Raw genomic sequence first — 15,059 nt, 5'->3', positions numbered from 1 at the left:
CGTCCGGGGACGGCCGCCGCCGACCGGAAGACTAACTGGCCTTCAGCTGGACCAGGTACCTCGACCCGTAAAGCTGCTCGGTGCCGTCGAAGACGAATCGCCAGCTGGTCGCACCGGCCACCCGCGGCACGTCGGTGACGGTGAACGACCCGTCGGCCGCCGTCTGCACGTCGGGCAGGGCGACCGCGCCCCGCTTGTCCTCGCGGGTCACATGCACCGTCTGCACGCCGACCTCCGTGTCGCCCAGGGTCGCCAGCCGTCCGGTGAAGTTGGCCGGCTTGCGTACGGCCACCGAGGCGGGAGCGTCGACGCTCAGCGAGGTCTCCAGCGGCGTGACCTCGACCGGCGGCTGCACCGCGTCCACGGCGGTCAGGTTCATCATCGAGTTGCTGATGTAGCGGGTGGCCACGTACAGCCGGTCCTGGTCGCCGAGCGCGATCCCGCGGTGCGCCGGCTCCAGGCCCGGGGCGAAGTCCTGGTAGACCATCCAGCGCGGCTCGTACTCCCCCGGGGCGAAGTAGGCGAGCCCCTGGTCGTCGGAGTAGGTGGCCATCCGCCCGTCGGGTTCCACGCCGAGGGAGACGACGGAGCCAGGCACGGCGTACCGGCCCTGCTCGGTCAGGTCGGTGGCGGAGTACCGGGCGAGCTTGGTGGTGAACTGGTACTCGCCGGGGGTAGCCACGATGACGGCGGAGCCGTCGGGGGTGACGGCGAACTCGGAGACGCTCTGGAGGGTGTCCTCCAGCGCGGTACGCCGCACCGCCGTCCCGCCCGACACGTCATAGCTGATCAGACGGTTAGGGTAGACGCCCTCCACCACGGCGAAGAGCAGCCCGTCGTCGATCGACCCGCTCTCCAGCCGGGGGGTGAAGGTCAGGTAGTCACCCTGGTCGAGGGTCATCGGGGCGGCCGGATCCCCAAGGTCGACCGAGCCGAGACGGGCCGGTGAGATGCCGTAACAGCCATAACTGAACCAGAGCTTGCCGCCGGCCAGGGCGAGATCGTACGGGCAGGTGTCGGCGCCGACGACGTATCGCGCCGTCTCGGTGCCGGTGGCCACGTCGATGGCGCTGATGGCACCCGCGTCGAAGAGCGCGGCGTACGCCGTACGCCCGTCCTTGCTCAACGTGAGCCCGCTCGCGCCCGCCTGGCCGGGAACGGTACCGATGATCCCGCCGTCCAGGTCGGCGACCTGGAGGGTGTCGTAGTCCTTGCCGCTCGAGATGAGAATCCGGCCGGTGGCGGCGCTCTTCACCATGTCGGAGAAGCCAACGTTGACGAGCGTGGAGTTGACCGTCACGAGAGGCTGGTCGTAGGAGGTCGCCGCCACGGCGGGTTGGCCGGTGGCGAGCAGCCCAAGTCCCAACGCGCCGGCAGCGATACTGGCAGACAGGCGATGCATGCTGTCCCTTCGGGTGGATTGTGCCCGGGAAGTCATCATCGGGCCACTGTGGAGAGCGCCGGAGATGCGGGCTGCGTTACCTGCGACAGGTGGGCGCCACCACCTGCTCCGACCACACCATCCGTCGGCGGCTTGCCGACTCGGCGAAGGCCGGCATCGCCCAGCAGGTCCACGCCCTGGCCCTGGCCCTGGCCGCATACGACCAGATGATCGGCCTGCGGTTGCCGGACCAAGCCGTCGACGCTGACGCCGGGGTGGTTCGCGTTCGGCAGACGTTCACCGAGGTGCGCGGCGTCGGGATCGTTCGTGGTCCGCCAAAGTCGCGGGCTGGCCGACGGGCTGTCTCGGCGCCGGCGGCGGTCCTGCCGGCGCTGCACGAGCGGGGCAAGAAGCGTGGCTAGTGGCCCGCGGATGGCCCGTCGGGCGCTGCTGACCCGAGCAACATCGAAGGCCCTGGCTGTGGCTCATGCCACGACCAGGGCCTTCGTATGGAGCGGGTGACGGGAATCGAACCCGCACTGTCAGCTTGGGAAGCTGATGTTCTGCCATTGAACTACACCCGCCGGCGGGCCCACTCTACCCGGTCGCTCCGGCATGGTGCATCCAGGTACCTCTCCGCGCGGCGCGCCAACCAGATCTTGGACCGAAACCGTCCGCCGCGAACGGTTTCGGTCCAAGATTCACATTCCAGGTCAGGGGGCGCGGCCGAGGGCGCCGCGCCGGCCGGCCGGCAGCAGCGAGCGGGCGGCGAGCGAGCGGCGCCGGCCGGCAGCGGCGAGCGGGTGAACGGGCGGCCGCCGCCGGCCGGCAGCGGCGAGCGGGCGGGCGCGGCCGGCCGGCAGCGGCGAGCGAGCGGCGAGCGCCGCAGCCAACCGCGAGGGCCGTCGTTAGCCCGCGAGGGCCGCCGTTGAACCGCGCGTGGGGCCGGCAACCGCGCCCGCCGGCGGTCGGCGCCCGCCGGCGGTCGGCGGCCGGCGGCGGTCGGCGGCCGCGAGTGGGGGCACGAAACATGATCGATACGTGACTCATGTTCTCAAATTTCTCGATGTCTTGTAACGTCTGGCGCACGATTTCGCATCGGTGCGACACACCCCCGGGTCGCACCGTCAGGAGAAGAGGTAAGCCCATGGGGCTGCGTCAACACCTGCCGACCTGGCGATCCGCCGGAGTCGCATCGACCTCTCTGGCTCTCATGATCAGCAGCGCCGCCGTCGGAGTGGCGGCCGCCCCGGCCGCCGCGCTCGCCGCCGCCCCGCACGGCTGCGCCTCGGCCGGCACCGCGGCAGCCGGCAGCGCCGCCGCGCCGGCCGCCGCCAAGGTACGCGCCGGCGGGCACGCCGCGAAGGACCCCGACTCGCTGACCGCCGCGCAGGTGGCCCAGCGGGAGGCCGACCTGGCCGCCACCGCCGCCGAGCGGTCCCGCGGGAAGGCGCTCGGCCCGACGCTGACCGCCTCGATCACCGTCCCCGTGGTGGTGCACGTCATCCAGCGGGACAGCACCCGGGCCGGCGGCAACATCCCGGACTCGATGATCACCTCGCAGATCAGCGTGCTCAACCAGGCGTACGCGGGGTCGACCGGCGGCGTGGCCACGGCGTTCGGCTTCCAACTGCAGAGCATCGACCGCACGGTGAACCCGAGCTGGTACCCGATCGTCGACGGCTCCTCGGCCGAGCGGGCCATGAAGAACGCCCTGCACAAGGGCGGCAAGAACACCCTCAACCTCTACCTGGGCGAGCTGAGCGACAACCTGCTGGGCTGGGCCACCTTCCCGACCAGAAACCTCAGCCTCCAGGACGGCGTGGTGGCCCTCAACGAGTCGCTTCCCGGCGGCACGGCCACCAACTACAACCAGGGTGACACCGGCACCCACGAGATCGGCCACTGGCTGAACCTCTACCACACGTTCCAGGGCGGCTGCTCCGGCAGCGGCGACCAGGTCTCGGACACCCCCGCCGAGGCGTCGGCCGCCTACCAGTGCCCGACCGGTCGGGACACCTGCTCCGCGCCCGGTACCGACCCGATCCACAACTTCATGGACTACACGTACGACTCGTGCATGTACCAGTTCACCGCGGGTCAGGCCAGCCGGATGCTGAGCGGCTGGAACACGTACCGCGCCTCCTGATCGACCGGCCGCCGGGCCCCCGCCCGGTGGCCGCCGCACCCCGCCGGGCCCCCGCCCGGCGGCCGCCGCACCCCCGTCCCCACCCACGAACCGGCGCCGGCCCCACGCGGGGGCCGGCGCCGGTTGGCGTTAAGAAGGGGCCCTTCCTATGCAGAAAGCGATAACAGGGGGCCCTTCCTTTCACTCTGGGCGGCGGCTGCGGGGTCGAGCCAGACCTGGACGCCGGGACGGTCCGTCCCGGCGCCGTCGAGGGAGCCGGCGCCGGGGCCCCGGCGGGCCACCATGGCCACGTCGACGCTGAACTCGAACAATCGCCAGTCCACGTGCGGCGCCGCGCGGAGCGAGCCGGCCAGCTCGGCCACCCGGGCGCGGTCGGTGACCGGCCGGGCCCGACCGGCCACGTACGCCTCGTCGTCGCTGTCCTCGGGTGGGAACGAGTGCAGCGCGTAGCGCCCGTCCCGTTCGAGGTCGCGCCGCTTCGGTGAGTCGACGACGAAGCAGTAGAGCCCGTCGGCGGTGATCACCGGGGACACCGGGTGCACCCGGGGGCCACCGTCGGCGCGCACGGTCGCCAGGTAACCCAGCCCCGGCCCGTACTGCTGGAGGAGGCCACGGATGGCCGCGGCGAGCTGGGGCTCGTCGGTGGCGAACTCGGTCCAGGATGCCATGGGATCATTCTATCGAACGCGTGTACGAAGGACCACGGAAACGCCGAGCGTGGCGGGGGTAATCACGCCGTGCCGGACCGTGTCGCTTCAGCCCGGCGCCCGCAACGACACCGGGCCCCGGTGGTCGCGTGCGCGACCCCGGGGCCCGGGCGGACAGCGGGGTGGGTCAGCCCGGCCGGCCGTAGCCGACGATGCTGCCCTTGTCGATGTTCTTCATCCGGACGTGGTCGCCGCTCTGCGGCGCGTGCACCACCCAGTCGTTGCCCACGTACATGCCGACGTGCGCGAGGCCGTTGTAGAAGACCAGGTCGCCGGGTTGCAGCTCGGACCGGCTGACGTGGCGCATCGAGTGGTACTGCTGGGCGGCGTTGTGCGGCAGGCTCACCCCGACCTGCGCCCAGGCCGCCAGCATGAGGCCGGAGCAGTCGTACGTGCTCGGACCATCGGCGCCCCAGATGTACGGCTTGCCGATCTGCTTGCAGGCGAACTTGACCACCTTGCCGGCGTCGCCACCCGGGTACTTGGCCGGGCAGGGCGCCGGCGCGAACACGCCGCCCCCGCCGTTGCCGTACACCTTGAGCCGCAGCTTCTGCAGCCGGTCGATCTCGGTGTTGATGTCCTTGGCCTTCTGCGCCAGCTCGGCTTCCTGCTCGGTGAGCTGGGCCACCAGCAGGTCGAGCGGCGCCTTCTGCGCGGCGTACTTGGCCCGCAGGTCGGACGCGGCCTGCACGTCCTGCTGCTGCTGGTGGGCGAAGTGGTCGAGCAGCTCGAGCTGGTCCACCAGCGCGTTCGGGCTGCCGGTGGTGAGGATGGCGTTGATGGCCGAGGCCTGGTCGCCCTTGTACGCCTCGGCGGCGAAGCCGCCGACCTTGTTCATGGCGAGGTCCACCTGCAGCTGCAGCGGCTGGATCTTCTTCTCCAGCGCGTCGGCCTGCTTGCGCTTGGCGTCCAGCTCCTGCTTGGCGGCGTTGTGCTTCTCGATGGTGGGTTCGAGCTTGTTCCAGGCGTCGTCGATCTGCTTCTCGATCTCCGCCGTCGACGGATCGGCGTGTGCGGGCGCGGCACCCATCAGCATCGCCATGACGCTGGCGACCGCTGCTACCGCGACGGAAACGACTGACCAACGCGAGCGCGACCGGGGTCCGGCGCCGGCGCGAGCCGGACGTACCGGAGCCGACCGCGGGGCATGGCTTGCCACCGAGGCTGGTACTCCTTCTCCCCTTCCCCGCCTACCGGGTTAGCTGACGGGTTCGGGCGGAAGAGAAGGCGCCCTACCGCGTTTCCGCGGATTCACCCCTGGGACGTGGGTCCCCGGTTCATACAACGATTCGGCGGTGTGAGCCGTTGCCGTCCCCCTTGGACGATCTGATACCGGCTCGACGGTGACCAAGAGTAGGTAAGCGCCGGGAGCCAGCGCAAGCCGACGCGCAAGTTCCATCGTTATGTATAACGGTCAGTAGCGGAGGGTGTCGGAAATGAAGAAAAGCTACGCCGCCTGCCGACCGATCGGAGTCTATTGACGCCGAGCGCCGCAGGGACGAGGGTGACCAGGAGCCCACAGCCAGGCAATGGAGGTTCGATGCACCGTCCGCAACTCGCACTGAGCAGGAGGATCCTGCTCAGCACCGCACTGGTCGGCGCGGCGTCGCTCGCCCCGACCGGTACGCCGGCGGTCGCCGCCGGATCCGACGACTCACGGCAGCAAGAGTACGCCTCGGCGGCCGCCGAGTACGGCGTACCGGCGAGCGTCCTGCTCGGCGTCTCCTACCTGGAGTCGCGTTGGGACACCAACGCCGGCGCCCCGAGCACCGCGGCCGGATACGGCCCGATGCACCTCACCGACGCCGCGCACGTCCGGGCGCTGCCGGTGTCCGGGCACTACGGCCCGGCCGAGGACGCCCGCGGCGACTCGGCCCGACCGATGCGGGCCCAGCCGCCCGCGACCAGGGCCGACGACGCGCCACCGGCCGCGTCCCTGCAGACGGTCGACGCCGCCGAGCAGCTCACCGGCGCCGGCGCCGGCGCGCTGCGTACCGACCCGGCCAGCAACATCCGCGGCGGCGCCGCGCTGCTGGCGTCGTACCAGAAGGAACTGGCCGGACCGACGGGGAGCGCGAGCGACCCGGCGGCCTGGTACGGCGCGGTGGCCCGGTATTCCGGCGCGGACAGCGCGGACGCCGCGGCCGCGTTCGCCAACGAGGTGTACGCCACCATCCGGACCGGCGCCGAGCGCACCACCGACGACGGTCACCACCTGCGGCTGGCCGCGAGCGCGATCGACCCGGTCCGCTCCTGGCTGAACCGGCTGGGCCTGCGCGCGCCCAAGCCGCGGCCGGACGGCCTGGAGTGCCCGAAGGACGTGGCCTGCATCGACGTGCCGGCGCCGTACGAGCAGTACGGGCCGACGGCCGGCGACTACGGCAACCACGACCTGTCGAACCGGCCGGCCCGGCAGAAGATCGACTACATCGTCATCCACGACACCGAGGGCAGCTGGGCCACGACGCTGGACCTGATCAAGGATCCGACGTACGTGAGCTGGAACTACACGATCCGCTCGGCCGACGGGCTGATCGCCCAGCACGTCAAGACCAAGGACGTGGCCTGGCACGCCGGCAACTGGTACGTGAACGCCAAGTCGGTGGGCATCGAGCACGAGGGCTTCGCCGCACAGGGCACCTGGTACACCGAGGCCATGTACCGGTCCTCGGCCAAGCTGGTCAGCTACCTGGCCCGCAGCCTGGGCATCCCGCTGGACCGGCAGCACATCATCGGGCACGACAACGTGCCCGGCACGGTCCCATCCACGGTCCGCGGCATGCACTGGGACCCGGGCCCGTACTGGGACTGGTCGCACTACTTCGACCTGCTGCACGCCCCGTTCCGCGGCATCGGCGCCCCGGCCGGGGGCGCCGTCATCATCGATCCGAACGTCGCCACCAACCGGCCGGCGTTCACCGGATGCGACGCGCCCGGCACGCCGTGCCCGTCCCGCGGCTCCTCGGCGGTGATCCTGCACAGCGCGCCCAGCGAGGACGCGCCGCTGCTGACCGACCCGGGCCTGCACCCGGACGGCAGCCCGACCACCATGGACATCGCCGACCACGGATCCCGGGCCTCGGCCGGCCAGACGTACGCGGTGGCCGACCGGCAGGGTGACTGGACGGCCATCTGGTACCTCGGCCAGAAGGGCTGGTTCCACAACCCGGCATCGGCGCCGGCGGCGAAGTGGACCGTCGGCCTGGTCGCCACCCCCAAGGCGGGCAAGGCCACCATCCCGGTGTACGGGCGGGCCTACCCGGAGCAGAGCGCCTACCCGGCCGGCGTGCCGTACCAGACCATCACGCCGCTGCAGTACACGTTCTCGGCCGGCCAGCGGTACGTGGTGGGCGGCCTGCCGCTCGGCGAGTACTACCGGGCGACGACCTTCGACGGCTCGTCCCCGGGCGACTGGACGGTGATCCGGGGCAAGATGCGGTACGTCCAGGTCCAGTTCGGACACCGCATCATGTACGTCAACCTCGCCGACGTCGACCTGCTGCCGTCGCCGGTGGGCGCGCCGCGCTGATCCACCAGCACGAAGTGCCCCCGCCGGCTTGCCGGCGGGGGCACTTTCGTCAGCGGCTCGGGCTCACGGACTCGGCTCAGGTGACCCGGCGGAAACCCTGCACCGGCTGGTAGTCGATCCTGCTGACCTGGACCGGCTTCCCGGTCCGCGGCGCGTGCACCATCAGGCCGTCCCCGAGATAGAGACCGACGTGGTGCACGTCGCTGTAGAAGAACACCAGGTCGCCCGGGCGGGCATCGGCGCGGCTGACGGCCCGGCCCGACTGCCACTGCGCGCCGGTGTAGTGGGTGAGCGAGATGCCGGCCGCCTTGTACGCGTACTGGGTCAGGCCGGAGCAGTCGAACGAGTTGGGGCCGACAGCGCCCCAGACGTACGGGTCACCCACCTGCTGGCACGCGGTCCTGATCGCGGTGGACGCCGCGCTGCTGACCACGCCCTTGATGGTGGGGCAGCCGGACACCTTGACCACGGTCTTCGGCAGCGAGGCGGTCAGCCGCTTGATCTCCGCGTTGATCTGCTTCTTCTTCGCGGCCAGCTCGGCCTCCTGCTGAGCGAGCTGGCCGACCAGCTGCTCCAGTTTCTGCTTCTCGGCGTTGTACCGGTCCCGGGTGGCCAGCACGCCGGCGATCTCCTGCTTCTGCTGCGTGGCCAGCTGGTCCAGCAACGTCAGCTGCTCGGTGAGGGTGTTCGGGTTGCCGGACACCAGCATGGCGTTCAGATCGGACCCGGGCCCGGTCTTGTAGTAGCGGATCGCCAGGTCGCCAACCTTGTTGAGGGCGATGGCGCTCTGCAGCGACAGCGGCTCGATCTTCTTCTGCAGGTCGGTGATCTGCTTCCGCTTGGCGCCCAACTGGCTGTGCACCTTGTTGTACGCCTCGATGGTGGGCTCGAGCTGCTCCCACTGCTTGTCGATCTGCTTCTCGATGTCGTCCACCGAGGGCCCGGCGTGGGCCGCAAGCGCCGGCAGCAGTCCGGCGCAGGCGACGAGAAGCACCGTGAGGATGCGATGAGCGGCGCGTCGTGGTCCGCGCCGGGGCTGGAAGGGCACACGTGCCACCGGACAGCGTCTCCTATCGAATCCGATCGCCGGGCGCCTCCGCCGGGGGGTGGCGGTGGCCGACATTTCCGATGGCGATCGGTGCCTCAGATTAGGGAAGGTTCATCGCCTAATCAAGGCACCACCGCAATTCCCTGCCGTACGCTACTGCGTCGACACAATCCGTTGTGGCGAAACGGATTCGGAGGTGTTCCCGACAACGGCCGTCAATACGTCATCGAGTGTCAACACACCCAGCGGCACCCGTCCGTCACTCACCAGCACCATGTGCCGGCGCTCCCGGCGCATGGCCAGCAGCAGGTCGGCCAGCGACCGGTCCGGGGGAACGGCCGCGAGCGGGCGGATCAGGTCGGCCGGCACCGGCGCCCGCCGCTGCGCGCCCTCGACGCCGAGCACGTCCTTCACGTGCACGAACCCGGTCACCCGCCGGGTGGCCCGCTGCACCACGGGGAACCGCGACCGGCCGGTCCGGGTGGCGAGCACCTCCAGGGACGCCGGCGACACGTCGTCGGCCACCGTGGTCACCGTGGACCACGGCCGCAGGGCGTCCGCGGCCGTACGCCGGTGCAGCGCGAGCGCCGCGGTGATCCGGGCGTGCTCCTCGGAGCCGAGCAGGCCCTCGGTACGCGCCTGCGTCACCAGCCCGGTCAGCTCCTCGGCCGTGAAGACCGTCTTGACCGCGTCGGTGGCCTCGATCCGCCACAGCCGCAGCACCTGCCGGGCGGCCCACCGCATGGCCACCAACACCGGCTTGGTGAGCAGGCAGAAGCCGAGCATCGGGCCGGCCAGCAGCAGCGCCGACGGTTCCGGACCGGCCAGCGTGACGTTCTTCGGCACCATCTCGCCGACCACCGTGTGCAGGAACACCACCACGGCCAGCGCGAGCACGAACGCCACCGGGTGGACCGTGCCGGCCGGCAGCCCGAGCGCGTCGAACGGGGCCTCCAGCAGGTGCGCCAGCGCCGGCTCGGCGATCGCGCCCAGGGTCAGCGAGCAGATCGTGATGCCCAGCTGCGCGCCGGCGATCATCAGCGGGATCTGGTTCATCGCCGACAGCGCCCACCGGGCCCGCTTCGAGGTCTCGGCCAGCGGCTCGATGACGGTCCGCCGGGAGGCGATGAGCGCGAACTCGACCCCCACGAAGAAGGCGTTGGCCACCAGCAGGGCGGCCGCGAGCAGCAGGCTAGGCATGGTCGGCCGGCTCCTCGGGGAGCACCACCCGGACCTGCTCGACGCGGTGCCGCTCCACCTCCACCACGGTGAACTCGTAGCCGCGCTCCACGACGGCCTCGCCGGGCGCCGGGATGTGGCCCAGCCGGGCCATCAGGAAGCCGGCGAGGGTCTCGTACGGCCCGTCCGGCAGCCGGAACCCGGTCTGCTCGGCCAGCTCGTCGGCGCGCAGCACCCCGTCGAGCAGGAGGGCCCGCTCCCCGCCCGGCACGGTGAGGTCGCCGGCGTCGGCGTGCAGCCCGACGGCCGGGTCGAACTCGTCGGCGATCTCCCCGACCAGCTCCTCGACCAGGTCCTCGACCGTGACCACCCCGTCGGTGCCGCCGTACTCGTCGACCACGATGGCCAGGTCGGCGCCGGCCGTCCGGAGCGCGGCGAGCACGCCGTCCAGGTCCAGGCTCTCCGGCACGTACACCGGCTCGCGGGCCACCTCGGCCACCGCGGTGGCCGCGCGCCGGGCCAGCGGTACGCCGAGCGCGTCCGGCACCCCGGCCACGCCGGTGACCAGGTCGAGGGTGTCCTCGTACACCGGAAAGCGGGTCCGGCCGGTCTGCCGGGCCAGCGCAATCAGCTCGGCCACGGTCGCCGCGGCGGGCAGGGCGATGACGTCCACCCGCGGCGTCATGGCCTCCGCGGCCCGCTTGTCGGCGAACCGGATGGTGCGTTGCAGCAGCATCGCGGTGTCCGGCGGCAGGGCGCCGGCCTGGGCGGAGATCCCGGCCAGCAGGCCCAGCTCGTCGGGGGACCGGGCGCTCGCCAGCTCCTCCTGCGGTTCGATCCCGAGCCGGCGGACCAGCCAGTTAGCCGAGTTGTTGAGGATCCGGATGGGCCACCGGCAGGCCGCGGAGAACCGGTGCATCGGCCCGGCCGTGGTCAACGCGGCCCGGGTCGGCCGGGCCAGCGCCGCGTTCTTCGGGACGAGCTCGCCGAACAGCATCGACACGGCGGTGGCCAGGGCCAGCGCCAGCACCGAGGTGACCTGTCCGGTCGCCGTCCCGGCGAGCGGCCGGACGGCCGGCCCGAACAGCTTGGCCAGCGCCGGTTGGGCCAGGTAGCCGGTGAGCAGGGTGGTGATGGTGATGCCGAGCTGCGCGCCGGAGAGCTGGAAGGACAGCGCGTGCAGCGCGTCCAGTACCGTGCGCGCCCGCCGCTCACCCGCCGCGGCGCGCTGCTCGATGCCGGCCCGGTCGACCGTGACGAGGCCGAACTCGGCCGTCACGAAGAAGGCGTTGCCGGCGGTCAGCAGGACGAAGCAGACCAGCGGCAGGAGCGTGGTCACGAGCGGGCCGTCGATGATCGGTTCACCTCGACGTCGATTGTTCCATGCGGCCGTCCCGGGCGGGGTTGGCGACCGGTGGGTACGTTCGCCGCATGAGCTCTCTCACCCTGGCCGACGAACTCGCCCTGCTGTCGTACGACGTCGACGGGCGGTCCCAGGTGGGCCGCCCGACGCTCGACTACGCGCTGGCCGGCGCGGTCGTGCTTGAGCTGACCCTGGCCGGCCGGCTGGACCTGGCCGACGGCCGGGTGCGGGTGGCCGATCCGGCGCCGACCGGCCACCCCGTGCTCGACGCGGCGCTGAGCCGGGCCGCCGACGAGCGCCGGCCCCAGAAGCCCAAGGACCTGGTCAACCGGTTGAGCAAGGGGCTGCTCGACCAGGTGCTGGACGGGCTGGTCGCGGCCGGGGTGCTGGAACGCCGGCAGGAGCGGGTGCTCGGCCTGATCCCGCGGACCCGGTTCCCGTCGCCGCACGGCGTGGAACCGCAGGCCGAGACCGAGGCCCGACAGCGGCTGACCGCTGCCGTGCTCGCCGACGGCCCGGTGGAGCCGCGGACCGCGGCGCTCTGCGGACTGGTCCGGGCCGCCGGCATGGAGCGGAAGGTCTTCCCCGACCAGTCCCGCCGCCAGGTCAACGCGCGGCTGGCGGAGATCAGCGCCGGCGACTGGGCCTCGGACGCCACCCGGCGGGTCATCCAGGAGATGCAGGCGGCGACCATTGCGGCCATCACGGCCGCGACGGTCGCCAGCACCACGTCCGCCTCGAGCTGACCGGCGCTGTCGCGGTCAGCTCGCCCTGGCCGGTCAGCTCGCCGCCGGTCAGCTCGCCCTGGCCGGCCAGGGCGCCCTGGCCGGTCAGCTCGCGCTGGGGGCGGGCTCCGGCGATCCGGCGGCGCCGGCCGCCGGGGCGGCGCCGGGCTCCGGCTTGACCGAGCGGAGCAGCACGGTGGCGACGTCGACGACCTCCACCTGCTCGGCCGCGCCCTTACCGGTCACCCCGTCACCGATCATCGTGTAGCAGAACGGGCAGCCCACCGCGATGGTGCTGGCGCCGGTCGACAGCGCCTCCTCGACCCGCTCGACGTTGATCCGCTTGCCGATCTTCTCTTCCATCCACATCCGGGCGCCGCCGGCGCCGCAGCAGAACGAGCGCTCGCTGTTGCGGGGCATCTCCGTGATGGCCGGCCCGGACGCGGCCGGCCCGCTCGCGGCCGTACCGTCGCCGCCCTGGACGGCGGCGGTCAGCACCTCACGCGGCGGGGTGAAGACCCGGTTGTGGCGGCCGAGGTAGCACGGGTCGTGGTAGGTGACGCCGCCGTCCACCGGCTGGACCGGGGTCAGCCGGCCGGTGGAGACCAGGTGGGCCAGCAGCTGGGTGTGGTGTACGACCTCAAAATCCCCGCCGAGCTGGCCGTACTCGTTGGCCAGGGTGTTGAAGCAGTGCGGGCAGCTCGCGACGATCTTGCGCTTGCTCCTCTCCCGGTCGCCGAACGCCTCGTTGAGGGTCTCCACGTTCTGCTGGGCCAGCATCTGGAAGATGAACTCGTTGCCGATCCGCCGGGCCGGGTCTCCGGAGCAGGTCTCGCCCTCGCCCAGGATGGCGAAGTCGACGCCCGCCTCGTGCAGCAACGTGGCCACGGCCCGGGTGGTCTTCTTGGCCCGGTCCTCGAACGCGCCGGCACAGCCGACCCAGAAGAGGTACTCGAAGTCGTCCTTCTCGCCGACCCGGGGCACCTCGAAGTCGAGCCCCTTGGTCCAGTCCTCGCGGGTGTTCTGCGGCGCGCCCCACGGGTTGCCCTTGTTCTCCAGGTTGCGCAGCATAACGCCGGCCTCGGACGGGAAGCTCGACTCGATGAGCACCTGGTAGCGACGCATGTCGACGATGTGGTCGACGTGCTCGATGTCGACCGGGCACTGCTCGACGCAGGCGCCACAGGTGGTGCAGGACCACAGCACGTCCGGGTCGATGACGCCGCCCTCCTCGGCCCCGCCGATGAGCGGCCGGTTGCCCTCGGCCAGCGCCAGCACGTCGACGTGCGCGAGCTGGGCCTCGGTGGCCTTCTCCTCACCCGTCAGGTCCTTGCCGCCGCCGGCCAGCAGGTAGGGCGCCTTCGCGTACGCGTGGTCGCGCAGCGACAGGATCAGCAGCTTCGGCGACAGCGGCTTGCCGGTGTTCCAGGCCGGGCACTGCGACTGGCAGCGGCCGCACTCGGTGCAGGTGCTGAAGTCGAGCAGGCCCTTCCAGGTGAACTGCTCGACCTGGGCGACCCCAAACTGGTCCTTCTCCGGGTCCGCCTCCTCGAAGTCCAGCGGCTTGCCGTTGGACATCATCGGCTTGAGACCGCCCAGGCCGGAGGCGGGCGCCGGGTCCAGCCGCGGGTTGCGCTTGAAGTAGATGTTGGGGAACGCCAGGAACCGGTGCCAGGCGACGCCCATGGTGACGTTCAGCGAGATGACGATGAGCCAGGTCATCGAGATGACGATCTTGATGAGCCCGACCACGCTCGCGCCGGACTCCCAGGCCGGCAGGACGGCGCCGACCGCGTGGCTGACCGGGGTGGCCCAGGTCGGGAACTCGAAGTGGTCGTTGGCGACCTTGAAGCCGCGGATGAGGAACCCGCAGACCAGGACCAGCAGGACGATCCACTCGACGAAGTAGCCCTGCCACATCGTCGAACCGGTGAACCGGGAGCGGCCGCTCGGCCGGGTCGGCCGGTTGCGCAGCCGGATGGCTATCAGAACCAGGATGCCGACCAGGCCGAGCGCTCCGATGATCTCGGTGACCAGGCCGTACACCACCCAGCCGCCGACCAGCGGGAGGCCGCCGGTGGGCGTGACGACCTCGAAGTACGCCTCGAGGACCAGCAGCGACAGGACGATGAAGCCGACCATCACCGTCCAGTGGGCCGCGCCGACCACGCTCCAGCGCAGCATCCGGGTGTGTCCGAGCGTCTCGGTCAGCATCGTCCGGGTGCGCGTGCCGGGCTCGCCGGAGCGGCTGGGGTCCGGCTGCCCGAGTCGGATGACCGCGGTGATCTTCAGGACCGCACGGACCGCCAGAAACACCGCGACGGCGGTGACGGCGGCCGCGAGGACCGTCGTGACGATCTGGACGCTGCCCATGCGATCCTCCCGGTCTGCGTGGTGGCGAGCGCGAGTGACCGCGGGACGCGATCACCGTTGCAGCCTACGCGCCGGGTTACCGATCGGTAACGTGAGGAACCTCGCAGCCGGCGACGCCGAACTTCCCGACCACCTTAGAAGGCGCTCAGGAGGGCCGATCGGGCAGGTCGCCCGATCCTCAGCGCCAGCGGGACAGCAGGATCAGCGAGGCGACCATCGCGCCGAACCCGACGGCGAGGTTCCAGTAGTGCCAGCTCGCGACCGGGTATGCCGTCTCGGAGAGGTAGTAGACGACGAGCCAGCCGATGCCGACCACGATCAACGTCACCGCGGTGATCGGCAGCCAGATCGGGCTAGGCTTGCGCGAAGCGGCCGTACTCGTCGGCCGGATGTCCGACGGCGGCGTGTACACCTTCTTCTTGCGGACCTGCGACTTGGGCACGACGCTCTCCTGAGGGGGTTAACGACCTCGTCCGGCCTGACAACCGGGCGCGGGGGCGACGGTCCATGGCCAATAATATTCGAAGCTAGCGTAGTCGGGGCGGACGGCTCAGGCCACGAACGGGGTCGGATGAGTGCGGTCGGTGAGCGGAACGACCGGTTCC

12 protein-coding genes, 1 tRNA gene and 1 riboswitch are annotated in these 15,059 nt (G+C 71.4%); of the genes, 4 read left to right on the top strand and 9 right to left on the bottom strand.

Going from position 1 to position 15,059, the window contains the following annotated elements; translation table 11 throughout:
* Positions 1-31 precede the first annotated feature (31 nt).
* Positions 32-1,402 carry a YncE family protein gene (locus tag ACFFHU_RS03390; protein ID WP_377335524.1) on the bottom strand — a complete coding sequence of 457 codons (1,371 nt, stop codon included), beginning with the start codon at positions 1,400-1,402 and terminating at the stop codon, positions 32-34.
* Positions 1,403-1,491: 89 nt separating this feature from the next.
* Here ACFFHU_RS03390 and ACFFHU_RS03385 point away from each other — a divergent pair, with 89 nt between their 5' ends.
* Positions 1,492-1,803: a hypothetical protein gene (locus ACFFHU_RS03385; protein WP_377335522.1), complete on the top strand. Its 312-nt coding sequence runs from the start codon at positions 1,492-1,494 to the stop codon at positions 1,801-1,803.
* 88 nt (positions 1,804-1,891) lie between these two features.
* On the opposite strand, the gene ACFFHU_RS03380 is transcribed toward ACFFHU_RS03385, so the two are convergent.
* A tRNA-Gly gene (locus ACFFHU_RS03380) sits at positions 1,892-1,965 on the bottom strand.
* A gap of 563 nt (positions 1,966-2,528) precedes the next feature.
* Between ACFFHU_RS03380 and ACFFHU_RS03375 the strand changes: the two genes are divergently transcribed.
* On the top strand, positions 2,529-3,530 hold the full coding sequence (locus ACFFHU_RS03375) for a zinc metalloprotease (RefSeq protein WP_377335520.1): 1,002 nt from the start codon (positions 2,529-2,531) through the stop codon (positions 3,528-3,530).
* A 146-nt stretch (positions 3,531-3,676) separates the two neighbouring features.
* On the opposite strand, the gene ACFFHU_RS03370 is transcribed toward ACFFHU_RS03375, so the two are convergent.
* Together ACFFHU_RS03370 and ACFFHU_RS03365 are read right to left on the bottom strand one after the other, a co-directional pair.
* Positions 3,677-4,198 carry a pyridoxamine 5'-phosphate oxidase family protein gene (locus ACFFHU_RS03370; RefSeq protein ID WP_377335518.1) on the bottom strand — a complete coding sequence of 174 codons (522 nt, stop codon included), beginning with the start codon at positions 4,196-4,198 and terminating at the stop codon, positions 3,677-3,679.
* A gap of 166 nt (positions 4,199-4,364) precedes the next feature.
* Positions 4,365-5,273, bottom strand: coding sequence for a C40 family peptidase (locus ACFFHU_RS03365; protein ID WP_377335516.1), 909 nt, complete (start codon positions 5,271-5,273; stop codon positions 4,365-4,367).
* Between the two features lie 136 nt (positions 5,274-5,409).
* Positions 5,410-5,542, bottom strand: a riboswitch (cyclic di-AMP (ydaO/yuaA leader).
* A gap of 235 nt (positions 5,543-5,777) precedes the next feature.
* On the opposite strand from ACFFHU_RS03365, the gene ACFFHU_RS03360 reads away from it, so the two are divergent.
* Positions 5,778-7,766, top strand: a complete 1,989-nt coding sequence (locus tag ACFFHU_RS03360) for an N-acetylmuramoyl-L-alanine amidase (protein ID WP_377335514.1) — start codon at positions 5,778-5,780, stop codon at positions 7,764-7,766.
* A 76-nt stretch (positions 7,767-7,842) separates the two neighbouring features.
* Here the strand turns inward: ACFFHU_RS03360 and ACFFHU_RS03355 are convergent, their stop codons facing one another.
* The 3 genes from ACFFHU_RS03355 to ACFFHU_RS03345 all read right to left on the bottom strand — a co-directional run bounded on the left by ACFFHU_RS03355 (position 7,843) and on the right by ACFFHU_RS03345 (position 11,332).
* Positions 7,843-8,889: an NlpC/P60 family protein gene (locus tag ACFFHU_RS03355; RefSeq protein ID WP_377335512.1), complete on the bottom strand. Its 1,047-nt coding sequence runs from the start codon at positions 8,887-8,889 to the stop codon at positions 7,843-7,845.
* Between the two features lie 78 nt (positions 8,890-8,967).
* Positions 8,968-10,014, bottom strand: coding sequence for a hemolysin family protein (locus ACFFHU_RS03350; RefSeq protein ID WP_377335510.1), 1,047 nt, complete (start codon positions 10,012-10,014; stop codon positions 8,968-8,970).
* Positions 10,007-11,332: a hemolysin family protein gene (locus tag ACFFHU_RS03345; protein ID WP_377335508.1), complete on the bottom strand. Its 1,326-nt coding sequence runs from the start codon at positions 11,330-11,332 to the stop codon at positions 10,007-10,009. Before ACFFHU_RS03345 ends, ACFFHU_RS03350 begins: the two co-directional genes overlap by 8 nt.
* A 92-nt stretch (positions 11,333-11,424) precedes the next feature.
* On the opposite strand from ACFFHU_RS03345, the gene ACFFHU_RS03340 reads away from it, so the two are divergent.
* Positions 11,425-12,102, top strand: a complete 678-nt coding sequence (locus ACFFHU_RS03340; RefSeq protein WP_377335506.1) for a GOLPH3/VPS74 family protein — start codon at positions 11,425-11,427, stop codon at positions 12,100-12,102.
* 84 nt (positions 12,103-12,186) lie between these two features.
* Here ACFFHU_RS03340 and ACFFHU_RS03335 read toward each other — a convergent pair whose 3' ends face one another.
* Positions 12,187-14,454, bottom strand: a complete 2,268-nt coding sequence (locus ACFFHU_RS03335; protein ID WP_377335504.1) for a heterodisulfide reductase-related iron-sulfur binding cluster — start codon at positions 14,452-14,454, stop codon at positions 12,187-12,189.
* 178 nt (positions 14,455-14,632) lie between these two features.
* The gene (locus tag ACFFHU_RS03330; RefSeq protein WP_377335502.1) at positions 14,633-14,896 is read right to left on the bottom strand and encodes a cell division protein CrgA; all 264 of its coding nucleotides are present in this window, start codon (positions 14,894-14,896) and stop codon (positions 14,633-14,635) included.
* Positions 14,897-15,059: the final 163 nt, after the last annotated feature.

This window comes from Plantactinospora siamensis (assembly GCF_042434095.1).
Classification (GTDB): domain Bacteria; phylum Actinomycetota; class Actinomycetes; order Mycobacteriales; family Micromonosporaceae; genus KBS50.
This window is presented reverse-complemented; position numbering and strand designations above follow the sequence as displayed.